Origin of the sequence: Microbacterium sp. ZKA21, from assembly GCF_050434165.1 — a bacterium.
GTDB lineage: Bacteria > Actinomycetota > Actinomycetes > Actinomycetales > Microbacteriaceae > Microbacterium.
In genome coordinates this window covers 47,544-66,385 of record NZ_JBNPVV010000007.1, presented here as the reverse complement: position 1 = coordinate 66,385, position 18,842 = coordinate 47,544, and the positions used below count along the sequence as shown (strand labels likewise).

The following is an 18,842-nucleotide window of genomic DNA, read 5'->3' as shown; positions in this document are numbered from 1 at the left end:
AACTCGATCCAGAACCGGAAATCCATGTCAACGACGACCGCACCACGCCGCGCCTTCGACGCGCTCATCACCGAGCGCGGGCTCGCGTTCGGAGGTGACTACAACCCCGAGCAGTGGGCTCCCGACGTGTGGCGCGAGGACGTCGAGCTCATGCAGCAGGCCGGAGTCAACCTCGTCACGGTCGGCGTGTTCAGCTGGGCGACGATCGAGCCGACGCCCGGTGCCCGCGAGTGGGCGTGGCTGGACGAGGTGCTCGACCTGCTGCACGCCGGCGGCATCGCCGTCGACCTGGCCTCCCCGGTGGCCTCGCCGCCACCATGGCTCGGCATCCGTCACCCGGAGACCCTCCCTGTCGATCGCGACGGCGTCCGCCTGATCCCCGGTTCGCGCAATCAGTTCTCGCCGGCATCCCGCGTCTACCGTCAGCACGCCGCAGCCATCACCCGAGACCTCGCCGAGCGGTACGCCGACCACCCCGCTGTGCGGATGTGGCACGTCGGCAACGAGTACGGCCAGATCGACCACGGCGACGAGGCGGCGCGGGAGTTCCGGCTCTGGCTGCGCCGACGCTACGGCACGATCGAGACGCTCAACGAGGCGTGGGGCACGGCCTTCTGGTCGCAGCACTACGCCGACTTCGATGAGATCCTGCCGCCGCGGCGCATGCCGTACCTGGTGAACCCGACCCAGTCGCTGGACTTCCGCCGGTACAGCTCCGACCAACTGCTCGAGTGCTACCGCGAACTGCGGGACGTCATCCGCGACGCGGGAGCCTCCCAGCCCATCACGACGAACTTCATGGGCTTCCACGCGCTCACCGACTACTGGGCCTGGGCCGGCGACATCGACGTCATCTCGGACGACCAATATCCCGACCCTGCTTCACCGCACGCCCCCGCCGACATCGCGCTCGTGCAGGACCTCATGCGCTCGCTCGGCGACGGGCGGTCGTGGGTGCTCATGGAGCAGGCGATCAGCGCGACGTCGTGGCGCGAGCACAATCTGCCGAAGTCACCGCTGCGCGCGCGGCGCGATTCGCTGCAGGCCGTCGCACGCGGCGCGGACGCGGTCTGCTACTTCCAGTGGCGACAGGCCAGAGCCGGTGCCGAGCGCTTCCACTCGGCCATGCTTCCGCATGCCGGAGCCGACTCGGACGTCTTCCGCGGGGTGCGCCGCCAGGGCGACGATCTGAAGAAGCTGTCGCCGGTCGCGGGCGCGCGGATCGACGCCGATGTGGCGATCCTGTTCGACTGGTCGTCGTGGTGGGCGGGGGAGGAGCCGGCCAGGCCGACCGCGCGGCTGAACACGATGGCCGAGATCACGCGCTGGTACCGCGAGCTGTGGCGTCGCGGCGTCGCCGCCGACGTCGTGCCCGCGGCATCCGACTTCTCCGGCTACCGGACCATCCTCGTGCCGCACTCCTACATCGTCGAGCCGCACACGGCGGCCGCCCTGCACCGGGCCGTCGAGGCCGGGGCGCATGTCGTGGTCGGCCCTTTCAGCGGGGTCGCCGACGCGAACGCGCAGGTGCTCACCGGACGATCGCCCGTGCTGCTGCGCGCGCTCGTCGGCGTGAGCGGCGAGGAGTGGGGCGGTGTTCCGGACGCGGGCAGCCCGCTGGCCGCCGACGAGCGGTGGGATGCCGGTCGCACCCTTCCCGAGCCCTCGGCGCGCATCCTCGCCGAGCGGCTGCGCTCGGAAGGCGCCGACGTCCTCGCTCGCCACACCATCGGAGATCTCGCCGGCGTCCCCGCCCTCGCCAGGCACGACGTCGGCGACGGAACGGCCTGGTACCTGGGAGCGGTGGTCGACGACGCGACGCTGTCGGCCCTGATCGGCGATGTCCTCGCCGCGGCCGGTGTCACCGACGCATTCGGCGCTTCCGCCGGCGTCCTCCCCGAGGGCCTCGAGGCGGTCCGCCGCGGGGACGTCCTGTTCCTGCTGAACCACGCGGACACACCCCTGGACATCACGGTGGAAGGGTCGCGCATCGACCTGCTCACCGGAGAAGAGACGAACGGCTCCGTCGGCATCGCGCCCGGCGAAGTGCGAGCACTGACAGAAAGGCGCACCTGGTGAAGTTCACCGATGGCTACTGGCTCACCCGACCGGGGCTGGCCCCCCTGTACGCGGCCGAGGTCGACGACATCCGCATCGATGCGGATGCCGGGACCATGACGGTCTACGCTCCGACGACCGTGATCCGCCACCGCGGCGACACGCTGAACCGGCCGATGCTGACGGTCACCTTCTCGTCCCCGGCATCCGGTGTGGTGAAGGTCCGCGTGCAGCGGCACGCCGGACGCGTCCACGCCGGGCCCGACTTCGAGACGTTCCCCGAAGCGGGCTTCGTGCCGACGGTGTCGCTCGACGACGCGCAGGGCGTGCTCGAGACCGGCGATCTGCGCGTCGTCGTGTCCCGCGACGGGGCGTGGGATGTGCGCTTCGAACAGGACGGACGCGTGCTCACTCGTTCGCTGCCCCGCTCGATCGGGCACTTCACGGCTGACGATTCGTTCCGCGCGGACGGCGGACCCGCGACGCGGGCCGGCCACACGTGGGTGCACCAGCAGCTCTCGATCGAGCCGGGCGAGCGCGTGTTCGGGTTCGGCGAGCGCTTCGGCGCCTTCGCGAAGAACGGTCAGGTCGTCGACTCGTGGAACGCCGACGGCGGCACGTCGAGCGAGCAGTCCTACAAGTCCGTGCCGTTCTACATCACGAGCCGCGGCTACGGCGTGCTCGTCGACAGCCCCGACCGGGTGTCGTTCGAGGTCGGCAGCGAGGTCAACTCGCGCGTGCAGTTCTCGGTGCCCGGGGAGACCCTGGACTACTACCTGTTCGCCGGGCCCACGCCGAAGGACGTCCTGGCCAGGTACACCGCGTTCACGGGGCGTCCCGCACGCGTGCCCGCATGGTCGTTCGGCCTCTGGCTGACGACGTCGTTCACGGCCGAGTACGACGAGGCCACGGTGAACGGCTTCATCGACGGATTCGCCGAGCGCGACCTGCCGCTGAGCGTGTTCCACTACGACTGCTTCTGGATGCGCGAGTTCCAGTGGACCGACTTCGAATGGGACCCGCGGATGTTCCCCGACCCCGAGGGGCAGCTCGCGCGCCTGCACGAGCGAGGGCTGAAGATCTCGGCGTGGATCAACCCCTACATCGCGCAGCGCTCTGCGCTGTTCGCCGAGGCGGCCGAGAAGGGGTACCTCCTCAAGCGCGCAGACGGCGGCGTCTGGCAGTGGGACCTCTGGCAGGCCGGCATGGGCATCGTGGACTTCACGAACCCGGAGGCCGCCGACTGGTACGTCGGACACATCGAGCGCCTGATGGATCAGGGCGTCGACACGTTCAAGACCGACTTCGGCGAGCGGATCCCCGCTGAGGGCGTCGTCTGGTCCGACGGATCCGACCCCGTGCGCATGCACAACCACTACCCGCGGCTGTACAACGAGGTCGTGTTCCGCGCGCTCGAGAGGCGCCGCGGCAAAGGCGAGGCCGTGCTGTTCGCTCGCTCGGCGACCGCCGGCACCCAGCAGTTCCCGGTGCACTGGGGCGGCGACAGCGACTCGACCTTCCTGTCGATGGCGGAGTCGCTGCGCGGCGGTCTCTCGCTCTCGATGAGCGGGTTCGGATACTGGAGCCACGACATCGGCGGGTTCGAGGGCACGCCGGACGCAGGACTCTTCAAGCGCTGGCTCGCCTTCGGCCTGCTGTCCTCGCACTCGCGCCTGCACGGCTCCAGCTCGTTCCGTGTGCCGTGGCAGTTCGACGAGGAGGCGGTGGAGGTCACGCGCCTGTTCACGAAGCTGAAGATGCGGCTCATGCCGTACCTGGCGGGTGCGGCCGAGCAGGCGGCGGCGTACGGCATCCCGATGATGCGGCCGATGGTGCTCGAGTTCCCCGACGACCGCAGCGGCTTCGACGCCGACACCCAGTACATGCTCGGTGACGCGCTGCTCGTCGCGCCGGTGTTCGACGCCGACGGTCACAGCGAGTACTACCTGCCTGCCGGTGCCTGGACGTCGCTGCTGGACGGCTCGGAGCTGGACGGCCGGCGCTGGGTGCAGGAGACCCACGACTACCTGTCGGTGCCGTTGCGCGTGCGCCCCGGCACGGTACTGCCCTGGGGCGGCACGGATGACCGCCCGGACTATGCGTGGGCGGACGGCGTCACGCTGCGCTGCTTCGCGCTCCCGGACGGGTACGACGGGATCACCACCGTGCCGGGTCACGACGGCACGGCCGCGACGACGTTCCGCGTTCGCCGCGAGGGCGACCGCATCATCGCCTCCAGCACGGATGCCGCGGCATCCTGGTCCTTGTCATCCGGCGAGGCGTCGGCGACGACCGCCGGCGCCGGCGAACTCCAGATCACGATCGAGGAGACCCGCTGATGCTGTTCCGCGACACGACCGCGCAGGTCGCCGACCGCGCCGCCGACCTGCTGTCCCGGCTGACGTTCGACGAACGACTCGCGATGCTGCATCAGGCGGCTCCGGCCATCGAACGACTGGGGGTGCCCGAGTACCGCACCGGGTGCGAGGCGCTGCACGGCGCCGCCTGGCTCGGCACCGCGACCGTCTTCCCGCAGCCGGTCGGGCTGGCGGCGACCTGGGACATCGACCTGATCGAGCGCGTCGGCGATGTCGCGTCGACCGAGGTGCGCGCGAAGCGCGCCGAGAACCCGCTCGTGAGCCTGAACGTGTGGGCGCCCGTCGTCAACACCCTCCGTCACCCGGCCTGGGGGCGCAACGAGGAGGGGTACTCCGAGGACCCGCATCTGACGGCGGCGTTCGGCACGGCGTATGCGCGCGGCCTGCGCGGACGCCACGAGCGCGTCTGGAAGACGGTTCCGGCGCTCAAGCACTTCCTCGCCTACAGCAACGAGACCGATCGCTCGGCGACGTCGTCGAACATGTCGCTGCGGACGCTGCACGAGGAGGAGCTGCCCGCCTTCCGCGGGCCGATCGAGGCCGAGGCCGCCGGCAGCATCATGCTCGCGTACAACCAGGTCAACGGCTCGCCCGCGCACACCCAGCCCGAGCTGACCGATGAAGCGCGCAGCTGGGCCCCAGGGTCGCTGGCGATCGTGTCGGATGCCGGGGCGCCCACGTTCGTCGTGTCCGTCCAGGGTGCGCAGCCGGACATGGCGCACGCCGCCGCCGCTCTGGTGCGCGGCGGCATGGACTCGTTCACCGACAACGACGCCGACGCGACGCCGACCCTGACGAATCTGCGCGCCGCGCTCGAGGCCGGTCTGCTCGATGAAGCGGACATCGATCGCGCTGCGCTCCGACTGCTCGAGATGCGAGTGCGCACCGGAGAGTTCGACGGCGACGCGGACCCGTATGCCGGAATCGGCATGGACGCGATCGACGCACCCGCTGCGCGTGACCTGGCCCGCGAGGCGGCCGGCGCCGGTGTCGTCGTGCTGCGCAACGACGACGGCGTGCTGCCGCTGACGGCTCCCCGGTCGATCGCCGTGGTCGGACAGCTCGCCGACCTCGTCCTGACGGACTGGTACTCCGGGACGCCGCCGTACGCGGTCGGCGTGGCCCATGGGCTCGCCGAGCGCTACCCGGATGCCGAGGTGCGCGTCGAGACCGGCGCCGACACCGTCGCGCTGCGGTCCACGAGCAACGGCGCCTATGTGCGCTCCGACGAGGCAGGTGCGCATATCGCGGCGGTCGCGCCGTCCGCCACCGCCGACGCGCTGTGGGATCTGATGGACTGGGGCGACGGCATCCTGACCCTCCGGTCGCACGCCTCGGGGCGGCTGCTGACCGGCGGCGCCTGGCCGATGCGCGCCGACGCGGACCGGGTCGGCGGCTGGATCGTGCAGGAGAGCTTCCGCAAGCACGTGCACCCGGACGGGACCTGGTCGCTGCTGCACCTCGGCTCCGGCCGGTGGGTGCGCATCTCGCGCGAGGTCGGCATCGTGCTGGCCGAGGGCGTGACGCTCGATCGCGCCGAGCGGTTCGCAGTGCGGACCGTGCGCTCGGGCATGCAGGCGGTGGCTGAGGCAGCAGCGTCCGCCGATCTCGCGGTCGTGGTCGTCGGCAACGATCCGCACCTCGCCGGGCGCGAGACCGAGGACCGGCCGCACCTGTACCTCCCGGAGGCCGCCACCGGGATCTGGCGCACCGCCCATGAGACCGGCACGCCGACGGTCCTCACGATCGTGTCGAGCTATCCGTACGTGCTGGGCGATGCGGCGGACGCTGCGACCGTCGTCTGGTCGAGCCACGCGGGGCAGGAGCTCGGGCACGGCATCGCGGATGTCCTCAGCGGCGACCGCGAACCCACCGGTCGCCTGGCGCAGTCCTGGCCGGCCGACCCGGCGCAGGCGGGCGACCTGTTCGACTACGACACGCAGCGCCAGCAGGCGACGTACCGGCATCAGCCGGCGCCCTACGCGTTCGCGTTCGGACACGGTCTGACCTACGCGGACGTCGCCTACGAGGGCGTGTCGGTGGCCGTCTCGGACGCGGCGGCTCCCGCGCCGTCGCACCGGCATCCCGCCTTCGGCGAATCGGGCGAGGTGACCGCGACCGTTCGCGTGACGAACCGGGGCGATCGGGCGGCGGAGGAACTCGTGCAGGTCTACGGGCTCGCACCGGAAGGGCTGCCGCTCCGGCCGGCCCGACGTCTGCTGCTCGGCTACCGGCGGGTGCGGCTGGCGGCGGGGGAGACGCGCGACGTGGAGATCTCGTTCCAGCTCGCTCGCTTCGGCGTGTGGGATCCGGATGCCCGAGTGGACGGCGCCGTCGACGACTGGCTGCACCAGGGTGCTCTCCGTGTGCAACCGGGGGGCTACCGGATCGCCGCCGGGCCGTCCGCCGATGCCCTCGGGACGGGTGCGACGCTCTTCATCCGCTGATGCCCCCGTGGGGGTTTGCTGCACATGCGTGAGACTGCGACAGAAATCATCCGGCGCAGAATCAGAGAAGTGGCGCAGAACACGCGCGGAGCGAGGTCTGCGACGGCGCGGATACGATGGATGCCGTGACCACCGCCGACCCCACGCTCCCGCTGTCGCCGTACCGGGAGATCGATCGCGCGGAGTGGGCGCGCCTCGCGGCGGATCTCGATCAGCCGCTGAGCGAGACCGAGGTCGTCGAGATCCGCGGCATCGGCGACCGGCTCGACCTCACCGAGGTGCGCGAGGTGTACCTGCCGCTCAGCCGCCTCCTGAGCCTCTACGCCACGTCCACGAAGCGGCTCGGCGCGGCCACGAGCGCGTTCCTCCAGGAGGAGGACACCACGACCCCGTTCGTCGTCGGCGTCGCGGGCTCCGTCGCCGTCGGGAAGTCCACGATCGCGCGTCTGCTGCGCGAGCTGATGAGCCGGTGGCCAGGCACCCCGCGCGTGGAGCTGGTGACGACGGACGGGTTCCTGTACCCGAATGCCGAGCTCGAACGCCGCGGACTCATGGAGCGCAAGGGGTTCCCGGAGTCGTATGACCGGCGCGCGCTGATCTCGTTCCTCACCGAGGTGAAGTCCGGTGCCGCCGAGGTGCGGGCGCCGTTCTACTCGCACATGCGATACGACATCGTCCCCGATGCGCACGTCGTGGTCCGTCGCCCCGACGTCGTCATCGTCGAGGGCCTGAACGTGCTGCAGCCGCCGCCGGCGCCCAACGACGTGGCCGTCAGCGACCTGTTCGACTTCTCGATCTTCGTCGATGCCGACACGTCGCACATCGCGAGCTGGTACGTCGAACGGTTCCTGGCTCTTCGGCAGGGGGCGTTCAGCAACCCGTCGTCCTACTTCAACGTCTTCGCCCACCTCACGGATGCGGAGGCGGTGCAGACCGCGATGGGCTACTGGAACGACATCAACATGCCCAACCTCGTCGAGAACGTCATGCCGACCAAGCACCGGGCGAGGCTCGTGCTGAACAAGGGCGCCGATCACGCCGTGGAGAGCGTGCTGCTGCGCAAGCTCTGACGCACAGGCGAGTCTCCGGGGCATCCGATATTGTTCGGAACCCTCGCAAAAATCCCCGCTTACCCTTGTGAGCATGTGTGGAATCGTCGGATACGTGGGCCCACGGCCCAGCCAGGACATCCTTCTCGCCGGCCTCGCCCGGCTCGAGTACCGCGGCTACGACTCCGCCGGCATCGCCGTCATCGATGCGAACGGCGAACTCGGCATGCGCAAGAAGGCCGGCAAGCTCGGCATGCTGCGCGACTCCCTCGCTGAGAGCCCGCTCGCGGACGGCACCACCGGCATCGGCCACACCCGCTGGGCGACGCACGGCGGTCCGACCGACGTCAACGCGCACCCGCATCTCGCCGACGATGACAAGCTCGCGGTCATCCACAACGGCATCATCGAGAACTTCTCGGTGCTGCGCGACGAACTGCTCGCCGACGGCGTGAGCTTCCGCAGCGAGACCGACACCGAGGTCGCCGCGGCTCTGCTGGGTCGCGAGTACGCGGGCAACGGCGGCGACCTGCAGCTCGCGTTCCGCAGCGTCGTGAACCGGCTCGAGGGCGCGTTCACGCTGCTCGCCATGCACCAGGACCAGCCCGGCCTCGTGGTCGGCGCTCGCCGCAACTCGCCGCTGGTCATCGGTCTCGGCGAGGGCGAGAACTTCCTCGGCTCCGACGTGGCGGCCTTCGTCGAGCACACCCGCAAGGCGCTCGCGATCGGTCAGGACCAGATCGTGTCGATCACCCCTTCCGCGGTGACCGTGACGGACTTCGCAGGCACGCCCGTCGAGGCCGAACCGTTCGACGTGTCCTGGGACGCCGCCGCCGCCGAGAAGGGCGGCTGGTCGTCGTTCATGGCCAAGGAGGTCGCCGAGCAGCCCGAGGCCGTCGCCAAGACGATCCTCGGACGCATCCAGGACGGCCAGGTCATCATCCCGGAGCTGGACGGCCTGGACGAGCTGTTCACGGGCATCACCCGTGTCATCATCACGGCGTGCGGCACGGCATCGTATGCCGCGCTCGTCGGCAAGTACGCGATCGAGCAGTGGGCTCGTGTCGCCGTCGACGTCGAGCTCGCGCACGAGTTCCGCTACCGCGACCCGGTGATCGGGGCCGACACCCTCGTCGTGTCGATCAGCCAGTCCGGCGAGACCATGGACACGCTCATGGCGGTCAAGTACGCGCGCGAGCGCGGGGCCCGCACGCTGTCGATCTGCAACACCCAGGGCGCGACGATCCCGCGCGAATCGGACGCCGTCGTCTACACGCACGCCGGCCCCGAGGTCGCCGTCGCCTCGACCAAGGCGTTCTCGGCGCAGATCACCGCTCTGCTGCTGCTCGGTCTGCACATGGGTCGCGTCCGCGGCACGGTCACGGATGCCACGGCGGATGTCGCCGAGCTCCAGGCGCTGCCCGAGAAGGTCGCCAAGGTCCTCGAGAGCGAGCAGGAGCACGTCGCGCAGCTCGCCGGCTGGATGGCGGATACCCGTTCGGTGCTGTTCCTGGGTCGCCACGTCGGGTTCCCGATCGCGCTCGAGGGCGCGCTCAAGCTCAAGGAGATCTCGTACATCCACGCGGAGGGCTTCGCCGCCGGTGAACTCAAGCACGGCCCGATCGCGCTCATCGAGGCTGGTCAGCCCGTGTTCGTGCTGGTGCCGTCGCCGCGGCACTCGGCGCTGATCCACTCGAAGGTCGTCTCGAACATCCAGGAGATCCGCGCCCGCGGCGCTCGCGTGATCGTGGTGGCCGAAGAGGGCGACGCCGCGGTGCTGCCGTTCGCCGACGAGGTCATCCGCATCCCGCTCGCCGGCGCTCTGTTCGAGCCGCTGCTGTCCGTCGTCCCGCTGCAGATCTTCGCGATGGCGCTGGCGACGGCGAAGGGGCTCGACGTCGACCAGCCGCGCAACCTGGCCAAGTCCGTCACGGTGGAGTGAGCCCGGCGGCTCGTTCGCCTGCCGTTCCGGGGGCCGACACGCCACATGTCGGACGTTCTCCGCGAAAACGTCCGACAACTGGCGTGTCGGCCCCCGGAGTCGGCCGGCGTGACCGGTGTCGGCGGCCCCCGCCCCGGTAGGCTGAATCGGTGATCATCGGGACGGGCATCGACATCGTCGACATCGCGCGCTTCGAGCGCACGATGGCACGCACACCGCGCCTGATGGAGCGCCTGTTCGCCCCCGCGGAGCGGTCGCTGCGACTGCCGTCCCTCGCCGCGCGCTACGCCGCCAAGGAGGCGCTGATCAAGGCGCTCGGCGGCTCGGACGGCGTGCGCTGGATCGACATCGAGATCGCGTCGGAGGCATCCGGCCGACCCCGCTTCGAGCTGAGCGGCAGCACGGCGGCCGTCGTCGCCGACCGCGGCATCCTCACCCTCCACCTGTCCCTGAGCCATGATGCCGGCCTCGCGGCCGCATTCGTCGTGGCGGAAGGAGTGCCGCTGTGACCGTACCGTTCCGCGAGGCGATCATCGACCTCGACGCGATCGCCGACAACGTGCGGCACTTCCGGGCGCTCACGGGTGTCGAGGTCATCGCGGTCGTCAAAGCGGATGCCTATGGGCACGGAGCCGCGACTGCTGCCGTCGCCGCGCTCTCGGGCGGCGCGACCAGACTCGGCGTCGCCGAGATCGCCGAAGGTCTGAATCTGCGGCGACAGGGCATCCACGCGCCGATCATGGCCTGGCTGCACCAACCGGGCGAGCGGTTCGTCGAGGCCGCGGAGGCCGACATCGAAGTCGGCATCTCGTCGTTCGATCAGCTGGAGGCGGCGGGCAACGCGGCTTCCGTGGATCGTCCGGTCGGCATCCATCTCAAGATCGAGACCGGCCTCAGCCGCAACGGGATCGCGCCGGGCGACTGGCAGCGCGTGTTCGCGGAGGCCGCACGCCTCGAGCGCATCGGACGGGTGCGGATCGTCGGCCTCTTCAGCCATCTCTCCAACACGTCGCCGCAGGATGATCGCACGGCACTGGCCAGGTTCGAGCGCGGGGTCGAGGCTGCAGCCGCCTTCGGCATCCATCCGGAGATCCGCCACATCGCCGCAACGGCCGCGGCGATCGACCTGCCGGAGACGCGCCTGGATGCCGTCCGCATCGGCATCGGACTCTACGGCCTGTCGCCGTTCGACGATCGCTCTTCGAGCGAGCTGGGACTCCGGCCGGCCATGACGCTGCGCGCCGCCGTCGCCGCGGTCCGGCGGGTGCCGGCCGGCACGGGGGTCTCGTACGGCTACGCGCATCGCACCGATCGGGAGACGTCGCTCGCGCTCGTTCCGCTCGGCTACGCGGACGGGGTGCCGCGGCAGGCCTCCGGCCGAGGGCCGGTGACGATCGGCGGGCGGCGCTTCGCCGTGGCGGGTCGCATCGCGATGGATCAGTTCGTCGTGGACGTCGGCGACACGCACGTCGCCGTCGGCGATGAGGTGGTGCTGTTCGGCGATCCGACGCTCGGTGTGCCGTCGGCCACGGAATGGGCCAACGCCGCGAGCACGATCAATTACGAGATCGTCACCCGCATCGGCCCCCGCGTCGCGAGGCGAGGGGCATGAGCGTCGATCCGGCCTTCCTCGGGCGCCGCGAGATCGCCACGTCGGACGAGATGGAGCAGCTCGGACTTCGCATCGGCGAACAGCTGGAGGCGGGAGATCTGCTCGTCCTCACCGGCCCCCTCGGCGCGGGGAAGACGACCTTCACGCGCGGGCTCGCGGAGGGCCTCGGCGTGCGCGGGCCCGTGCAGAGCCCGACGTTCGTGATCGCCCGGACGCATCCGTCGCTCGTCGGACGCGCCCCACTCGTGCACGTGGATGCGTATCGGCTCGGCTCCGCCGCCGAACTCGACGACCTCGACATCGACTTCGCGAGGTCGGTGGTCGTGATCGAGTGGGGACGCGGCATGGCGGATGCCGTGGCCGACGCCTGGTGGGACATCGAACTCTCGCGTCCCATCGGCGGCGCCGAGGGCGTCGCGGACGAGGACCTGGATGCCGATGCCCCGCGCGTCGTGGAGATCGACCGCGTCGAGCGGTGACCCAGCGTCCTGGATCCCGGACGGAGGTGCCGGATTCCGGACGCTTCCCGGCGCCGACGGCGTGTCGCACGTCGGCGGGCACCAGACACGCCGCATGCGCATCGCGCCGTCCGCGATTCGGCACGACCCGGCCCGCGAGATCGGATCGTCGCCGCCCCGACTACCCTGGGAAGCGTGATCCTCGCCGTCGACACCTCGCTGGGCTCGGCCGTCGCCATCGTCGACGGCACCGGAGCGCGCCTCTCGGATGCCTCCAGTCCTGACCCGCTCGGCCACGCCGAGGTGATCGGCGATCTGCTGACACGCGCGATTGACGACGCGGGCGCAAGGATGATCGCGCACGTCGTCGCCGGCATGGGGCCCGGGCCGTTCACCGGCCTGCGCATCGGCATCGCCACCGCGCGCACGTTCGCGCTCGGCCGCGGCATCGACGTCCTCCCGGTCCCGAGCCACTTCGCTCCTGCGCTCACCGAGCTCGAGAGGGATGCCGCGGCCGGCCCCTTCGCGATCGTGACGGATGCTCGTCGCCGCGAGGTTGCGATCACGGTGTTCGACGGGCTCGATGCCGACGGCATCCCGAACATCGTGGCGGACACGGTTCTCGTGCCGCGCGTCGACGCCGAGGCCCACCTCGCCGGCATCCGTGCGATCGACGTCGCCGAGTTGGATGCGGCAGCCCTCGCGCGCGTCGGCCTGCGCGCGGCCGCAGCGGGCCGGACCCTGACCGGTCACGAGCCGCTGTATCTGCGCCAGCCGGACGTGACCCTTCCCGGCGCGCCGAAGAAGGTGGGCACGTGATCCGTCTCGCGACACCAGCGGACCTCGACGCCGTCATGGCGATCGAGCACGCGTCCTTCCCCACCGATGCCTGGAGTTCGGAGACCATGGCGGCCGAGCTCGCGGGCGAGCACGGCCATTACGTCGTCGATGAGGACGACGGCGAGGTCGTCGGCTATGCCGGGCTGCGGGCGATGCGCGGATCATCGGATGCCGACATCCAGACGATCGCTCTGCTCGAGGCGCACCGCGGGGCAGGTCGCGGACGTGCCCTGCTGACCGCGCTGCTGGCCGAAGCATCCGTCCGGGGCGCACGCGAGGTGTTCCTGGAGGTCCGCGCCGACAACCCGGGGGCTGCAGGACTCTACCTGTCCGAAGGATTCACCGAGCTCGGCCGCCGCCCGCAGTACTACCAGCCGGACGGCGTCGACGCGATCGTCATGCGGCTGGATCTGCGGGCGTGGGAGACGCGGCATCCGAACGGGAGGACGACTCGCGAACCGGAGGACTCGAACGGGCGGACCGTTCCTCCGGATCGAGCGGACTCCTCCGGATCGGATGACGCGGCGACACCGAAGGAGACCACGGCATGAGCGAACCCCTGGTGCTCGGGATCGAGACGAGCTGCGACGAGACCGGGATCGGCATCGTCCGCGGGCGCACGCTGCTGTCGAACACGATCGCCTCGAGCATGGACGCGCACGCGCGCTACGGCGGCGTCGTGCCCGAGGTCGCGGCACGCGCGCACCTGGAGGCGTTGCAGCCCTCGATCGAGGCCGCGCTCGCCGAGGCGCAGGTGCGCCTGGAGGATCTGGATGCCGTCGCGGTCACGTCGGGACCTGGGCTCGCCGGGGCGCTCATGGTCGGAGTCGGGGCGGCGAAGGGCCTCGCCGTCTCGCTCGGCAAGCCGCTGTACGCGGTCAACCACCTCGTCGGGCACATCGCGGCCGACATCCTGACACCGGATGCCGAGCCGCTGGAGTATCCGACGATCGCGCTGCTCGTGTCCGGCGGGCACACGTCGCTGCTGCACGTGCGCGATCTCACCACCGATGTAGAACTGCTCGGCGAGACCATGGACGACGCGGCGGGGGAGGCCTTCGACAAGGTGGCGCGTCTGCTGTCGCTGCCGTACCCGGGCGGGCCCGAGATCGACAGGGCCGCGGCCGACGGCGATCCCACCGCGATCCGCTTCCCCCGCGGGCTGTCGCGCGCGTCGGACATGGCGAAGCACCGCTACGACTTCTCGTTCTCCGGCCTGAAGACCGCGGTGGCCCGTTGGGTGGAGCGCTGCGAGGCCGACGGGGCGCCGGTGCCGGTCGGCGATGTCGCGGCGAGCTTCCGCGAGGCCGTCGTCGACGTGCTGGTGACCAAGGCGCTCGCCGCCTGCCACGACCTCGGCGTCCCCCGACTGCTGCTCGGCGGCGGGGTGATCGCCAACCGTCGCCTGCGTGAGGTCGCACTGGCCCGCGCCGAGGCCGCCGGCGTCACAGTGCGGATCCCGCCTCTCTCGCTGTGCACCGACAACGGTGCGATGATCGCCGCGCTCGCCGCCGAGCTGATCTCGTCCGGGCGTCAGCCGTCCGCACTCGCCTTCGGTGCGGATTCGACGCTGCCGGTGACCGAGATCCAGGTGGCACCGCAGGCGGAGGCCGCGGCATGAGCGATCTGCCGCGCGAGCCGCGCGTCGAGGGTGCCAGCCCCGAGGTCGAGAAGCCGGCGGGCACCGCGCGGCTGCCCGGCGCGCGGCGCGAGGGATACTCCAAGCTGCCAACGGGGCCGGTCGGCATCGAGCCGGTCGTTGCGAGCGGCCCCGACCCGGATGCCGTCGGAGCCTGGGAGCCCACCGTCACGGCGCCGACCGAACAGGACGCCTCGCGCCTCGCGCCGTGGGCCCTCCTGGCGGCGATCGTCGCGCTCGTGGCGTCGTTCTTCGTCGGCTGGGGGATCCCGGTGGCGATCGTCGCGGTGGTCGCCGCGATCATGGCACTGCGTCGGCCGTTGGAGAGCAGGGCGGTCGCGATCTGGGCTCTGGTCCTCGGGAGCATCGCGACGCTGTACAGCGCGGGCTGGTTGATCTGGGCGGCGATGCAGCCCGGGATATTCGGGTAGTCGGATGCTGTCGTCGGGGGAGGCGGTCGAGCTTCGGGAGTTGCATCGCCGGGCGTATGCCCCGGGCGGGAGCCTGTCGGCGGCGGATGCCGCTCGCCTGCACAATCTCGAGGACAAGCGGGTCGCAGCGGCGATGTCGCCGGAGAAGGCGCAGGCCGGAGACACCGCCGCCGTCGGCGGGTCCGCGGGGGATGCCGTCGATTCAGGGGCATCCGGGGACGCCGGACCCACGGATGACGTCGACCGCAGTGCTGGGCTCGCCGTCGAGGTGACGGATGGTGCTGACTCGACGGATCCTGTCGGTCGCCACGGCCGCCGCGGCATCCTCACGCGCCGGTGGTTCCCGTACGCGGCGGTCGGACTCGTCCTGCTGCTTGGATTCGGCATCGGGTTCGTCGTGTTCGGCCAGAGCATCATCCGGTCGATGGCTCTTTCGCTGGCGGTCGGTGCCGAGCAGGTCAGACTGGAGGCCGAGGCGGACTTCGACCCCGGATCGATCACGGCGCTCGGGCAGGCGCACGGCGCGACGATCTGGCACGCGACGCGCGATGAGGGGGAGAACCAGTGTCTGCTTCTCACCATCGACGAGCGGAACGAATCGGCGTGTGTTCCGAACGACCAGTTCGACCAGCTGGGCGGCGGACTCTACGCCTCGATGAGTCTGCCTGCGGACGACGACGGCGACGTGAGCGGGCTCAACGTCACCGTGGTCCGGGACGTCGACGGACGCCTCGCCGTCGTGGCCCAGGTCTGGTCGCCGGATGAGATGTGGGATTGGCGGTCGCAGTACTCGGAGGACGAACTCGCCATCATCGACCGGATCGAGAGCGAGACCGGCGTCGGCGGGGAGTTCCTGCAGATCGTCGGCTATGACGACGATCGACCCGTCTGGCAGGAGTTCAGCGGCCCGAGCGGGTGCGTCATCGTCGCAACGGTCGGCTCGGTCGAGCGCGCGTGCGCAGAGGATGCGAGTGCCCCGATCGTGCTCGAGGTCGTCGGCCCCGATGGCACGGCCACGCGGTATCACGTGACGGCGTCGGATACGCGGGGGCCGATGCTCACGATCGAGCGCGTCACGGCTGCGGCACCGGATGGGGTGATCGACGACACGACCGGAGAGGTGATCGAATGACGGATGCGGATGCCGCCGAACTCGATGAGCTTCGCGCCAAGGCGTATGGACCGGATGGCGAGCTGACTGACGCCCAGGCGCGTCGGCTCGACGAGCTGCAGGAGCGGGCACGCGGGGCGGCACCGACAGTGGACGCGAGCACCGATCCGGGTGCGGTGGATGCTGCGGCGGCCGTGCTGCAGCCGTCTGCTCCCGAGACTTCCGAGACGTCGGCGGAAGGCGAGCGGCTCCGCGCGGAGTCGAACCTCGCCGAGAGCGACGGCGATGCTGCCGCGGAGCAGGACGTCCTCGCGCACGCCGCGGGGGTTCGCGGTATCGTCGCACGCCGTTGGTTCCCGTATGCGGCTGTCGGCATCGCGCTCCTGCTCGGGTTCGGTGTCGGCTTCGCCGTGTTCGGCCAGGAGGTCCTGCGCTCCGTGGCACTGTCGCTCTCGGTCGGTGCCGAGCGGGCGGAGCTGGAGGCCAGGGGCGAGTACGACCCCGGTTCGATCACGCCGCTCGAACAGGTGCGGGAAGCAACGATCTGGCACGTCACGCGAGACGACGGCGACACGCAGTGCGTCCTCGTCACGGTCGAGGATCGTCGCGAACGAGCATGCACTTCGACGGATCAGTTCGACAATCACGGGGCTGGTCTTTACGCCGGAATCAGTCTGCCGGCCGACGTCGAGAGCGAATCGAGCGGCCTCAACGTGAACGTCGTCCGGGCATTGGACGGCGATCTCGATGTGGCGGTTCAGCTCTGGACCCCGGGAATGTGGGAATGGAGGTCGCAATACACCGAGGATGAACTCGCGACTCTCGATCGGATCGAACGCGAGACCGGCATCAGCGGCGAATCCGTCGAACTCATCGGCTACGACGGCGACCGGCCCATCTGGGTGGAGTACCTCAGCACGGGCACGTGCATCATCGCTGCGCTCGACGTCACGGTCGAGCGCGCCTGCGCAGACCACCCCAATGATCCTGAGACCGCGACACTGGAGGTAGACGTCGGCGACGGCTGGGTCACGACCTACCGTCTGAGCGCGCATGACGTGCGTCCACTGACGCTCACGATCGAACGAATACCGGCAATGGGGCCCGACGGGGCCGGCGACGAAACGACAGGAGATATCGAGCCGTGACGGAAGAGGATGCCGCCGAACTCGACGAGCTGCGCGCGAAGGCCTACAGGCCAATGGCGCAGAGAGCACTACGCCACCCAGGAGCTTGAGCTGATCGGCGCATTCGACGAGCGCCCGGTCTGGCTCGCGACCGTGCCAGGAGCGCAGACCTGTCTGATCTTCGTCGGCGAGTTCGGATCACCCATCGACACATGCACACCGACGCACGATCTGACGGACGAGCCGATGCGTATGAGCATCACCTCGCATGATGCGGCTGGGCCCGACGGCAGCGGGGTGACGACCACGTTCGAGCTCACGTTCGTCGGTGAGTCGTCGCGGCAGCTCGTGATCACTCGCACGCCGGAGACCCCGCCAGCCGGCTGACCTGTGTCACACCCGGTCGGCGAGCACCGCGATCCGCTGGTCGCCGACCCGCGCGAGGAGGAGCGTCGCGCTCTGCGACCCGCTCAGCTTCAGCTTCTTCCGGAAGGCCGCCGGGTCGATGTCCATGCCGCGCTTCTTGATCTCCAGCGTTCCGATGTCGGCCTTGCGAAGCGCGGCGCCTACGGCCTTGACGTTCGCCGGCATCGACTCGCGCACCCGGAAGGACTGCACGAACGGACTCGTCACCGCAGCATCCCCCGTCAGATAGGCGATGTGCTCGTCGAGCATCCCGGCATCCAGACTCCGGGCGACGTCGCCGATCAGCCGGGCGCGGATCACCGCCCCGTCCGGCTCGTGCAGGAAGGCGCCGAGCGGGCGGACGGCGGCGTCTTCGGCATCCGCTCCCGCCGTCAGCTCGTGCGACTCGTCGCCGCGGATCACCAGCGCGGCCCGGCGCACGCCCTCGCGTGCGAGCGCTCCGGTCCAGACGACGAGCTCGACGACGCTGCCGTCGGCTGAGACCCACTGCGCCTCGGCATCCGCGGGCAGCGCATCGCGATCGTGCCCAGGGCCGAGTTTGATGCCGGTGGGGATGCGGGACGCCACGTCGAAGGCCCAGTCCAACGACGGGGAGTAGTCGGATGCTGTGACTCGTCTGGTCTCGCTGTGACCGGAGGTGCGGCGGGCCGGGTCCATCCAGATCGCCGTGGAGGAGTTCGCTGAGCTTGTCGATGCGTGCGGTAGCCCTTCGACAAGCTCAGGGTGCGAGGGGAGAAGCTCAGGGAAGATCGTGCGCACGGCATCTTCGGCCGTTCCGTGCGAGACCGACGCATCCTCGCCGAACGTCGCGAGGTTGTATGCGGCGATCGCCGCCGTGACCTCGTCCGCATCGACGGCCGTCACTCTGAGTCCTGCACCGGCGAAAGCGAGGGCGTCTCCGCCGATGCCGCACCCGAGATCGGCGACGTGCTGGATGCCGGCCGCCCGCATGCGCCCGGCGTGCCGTGCCGCCACGCCGAGCCGGGTCGCCTGCTCGAGACCCGCCTGCGTGAACAGCATCCGCTCGGCGAACGGGCCGAATTTCACGGCCGCCTTCGTGCGCAGCCGTGCCTGGCCGACGACGGCCGACACGAGTTCGGGGGAGTGGCCGGCCGCCCGCAGCCGCGAGACGACCCTGGCGACATCCGTCGTGGACTCGATGCCTCCGATGTCGTCGAGCAGACGCAGTCCGCCCGGGGTGAGCAGGGCGGCGAGCTCGGTCATCTCCACCGGTTCAGCCTACGCGGCGGCTGTTCGCCCAGCGCGTTACGCCTCACTGGCACTCGCATTGCGTGAGTGCCAGCCGACGTCCTACACTGGCATT

Annotated in this window: 16 protein-coding genes; 15 read left to right on the top strand and 1 reads right to left on the bottom strand. The window is 70.5% G+C overall.

Going from position 1 to position 18,842, the window contains the following annotated elements:
* Positions 1-24 precede the first annotated feature (24 nt).
* The 15 genes from M2317_RS14370 (at position 25) to M2317_RS14300 (ending at position 17,479) form a co-directional block, all read left to right on the top strand.
* Entirely contained in the window at positions 25-2,079 is a 2,055-nt protein-coding gene (locus tag M2317_RS14370; RefSeq protein WP_429461265.1) for a beta-galactosidase, read from the top strand.
* Complete coding sequence (yicI, locus tag M2317_RS14365; protein ID WP_429461263.1) at positions 2,076-4,397, top strand: alpha-xylosidase; 2,322 nt, start codon at positions 2,076-2,078, stop codon at positions 4,395-4,397. Before M2317_RS14370 ends, yicI begins: the two co-directional genes overlap by 4 nt.
* Complete coding sequence (locus M2317_RS14360) at positions 4,397-6,883, top strand: glycoside hydrolase family 3 C-terminal domain-containing protein (RefSeq protein ID WP_429461261.1); 2,487 nt, start codon at positions 4,397-4,399, stop codon at positions 6,881-6,883. Before yicI ends, M2317_RS14360 begins: the two co-directional genes overlap by 1 nt.
* Positions 6,884-6,999: 116 nt before the next feature.
* Positions 7,000-7,953: a type I pantothenate kinase gene (coaA, locus tag M2317_RS14355; protein WP_429461259.1), complete on the top strand. Its 954-nt coding sequence runs from the start codon at positions 7,000-7,002 to the stop codon at positions 7,951-7,953.
* Between the two features lie 73 nt (positions 7,954-8,026).
* Positions 8,027-9,874 (top strand): glutamine--fructose-6-phosphate transaminase (isomerizing), encoded by a 1,848-nt coding sequence (gene glmS / locus M2317_RS14350; RefSeq protein ID WP_429461258.1) that lies wholly within the window; start codon positions 8,027-8,029, stop codon positions 9,872-9,874.
* Between the two features lie 149 nt (positions 9,875-10,023).
* On the top strand, positions 10,024-10,383 hold the full coding sequence (locus M2317_RS14345) for a holo-ACP synthase (RefSeq protein ID WP_429461256.1): 360 nt from the start codon (positions 10,024-10,026) through the stop codon (positions 10,381-10,383).
* Positions 10,380-11,486 carry an alanine racemase gene (alr, locus tag M2317_RS14340; protein ID WP_429461255.1) on the top strand — a complete coding sequence of 369 codons (1,107 nt, stop codon included), beginning with the start codon at positions 10,380-10,382 and terminating at the stop codon, positions 11,484-11,486. Before M2317_RS14345 ends, alr begins: the two co-directional genes overlap by 4 nt.
* On the top strand, positions 11,483-11,965 hold the full coding sequence (gene tsaE / locus M2317_RS14335) for a tRNA (adenosine(37)-N6)-threonylcarbamoyltransferase complex ATPase subunit type 1 TsaE (protein WP_429461253.1): 483 nt from the start codon (positions 11,483-11,485) through the stop codon (positions 11,963-11,965). The genes alr and tsaE overlap by 4 nt, the downstream gene beginning before the upstream one ends.
* Positions 11,966-12,139: 174 nt before the next feature.
* The gene (gene tsaB / locus M2317_RS14330; RefSeq protein ID WP_429461251.1) at positions 12,140-12,763 is read left to right on the top strand and encodes a tRNA (adenosine(37)-N6)-threonylcarbamoyltransferase complex dimerization subunit type 1 TsaB; all 624 of its coding nucleotides are present in this window, start codon (positions 12,140-12,142) and stop codon (positions 12,761-12,763) included.
* On the top strand, positions 12,760-13,335 hold the full coding sequence (rimI, locus tag M2317_RS14325; RefSeq protein WP_429461250.1) for a ribosomal protein S18-alanine N-acetyltransferase: 576 nt from the start codon (positions 12,760-12,762) through the stop codon (positions 13,333-13,335). Before tsaB ends, rimI begins: the two co-directional genes overlap by 4 nt.
* Positions 13,332-14,405, top strand: coding sequence for a tRNA (adenosine(37)-N6)-threonylcarbamoyltransferase complex transferase subunit TsaD (gene tsaD / locus M2317_RS14320; RefSeq protein WP_429461248.1), 1,074 nt, complete (start codon positions 13,332-13,334; stop codon positions 14,403-14,405). Before rimI ends, tsaD begins: the two co-directional genes overlap by 4 nt.
* Positions 14,402-14,854 carry a hypothetical protein gene (locus tag M2317_RS14315; RefSeq protein ID WP_429461246.1) on the top strand — a complete coding sequence of 151 codons (453 nt, stop codon included), beginning with the start codon at positions 14,402-14,404 and terminating at the stop codon, positions 14,852-14,854. Before tsaD ends, M2317_RS14315 begins: the two co-directional genes overlap by 4 nt.
* Positions 14,855-14,858: 4 nt before the next feature.
* On the top strand, positions 14,859-15,986 hold the full coding sequence (locus tag M2317_RS14310; protein WP_429461244.1) for a hypothetical protein: 1,128 nt from the start codon (positions 14,859-14,861) through the stop codon (positions 15,984-15,986).
* Positions 15,983-17,113, top strand: coding sequence for a hypothetical protein (locus M2317_RS14305; RefSeq protein ID WP_429461242.1), 1,131 nt, complete (start codon positions 15,983-15,985; stop codon positions 17,111-17,113). Before M2317_RS14310 ends, M2317_RS14305 begins: the two co-directional genes overlap by 4 nt.
* 9 nt (positions 17,114-17,122) lie before the next feature.
* A complete protein-coding gene (locus M2317_RS14300) occupies positions 17,123-17,479 on the top strand; it encodes a hypothetical protein (protein ID WP_429461240.1) in 357 nt (118 codons plus the stop codon).
* A gap of 6 nt (positions 17,480-17,485) precedes the next feature.
* Here M2317_RS14300 and M2317_RS14295 read toward each other — a convergent pair whose 3' ends face one another.
* Positions 17,486-18,748: a class I SAM-dependent methyltransferase gene (locus tag M2317_RS14295; protein WP_429461238.1), complete on the bottom strand. Its 1,263-nt coding sequence runs from the start codon at positions 18,746-18,748 to the stop codon at positions 17,486-17,488.
* Between the last annotated feature and the right edge of the window lie 94 nt (positions 18,749-18,842).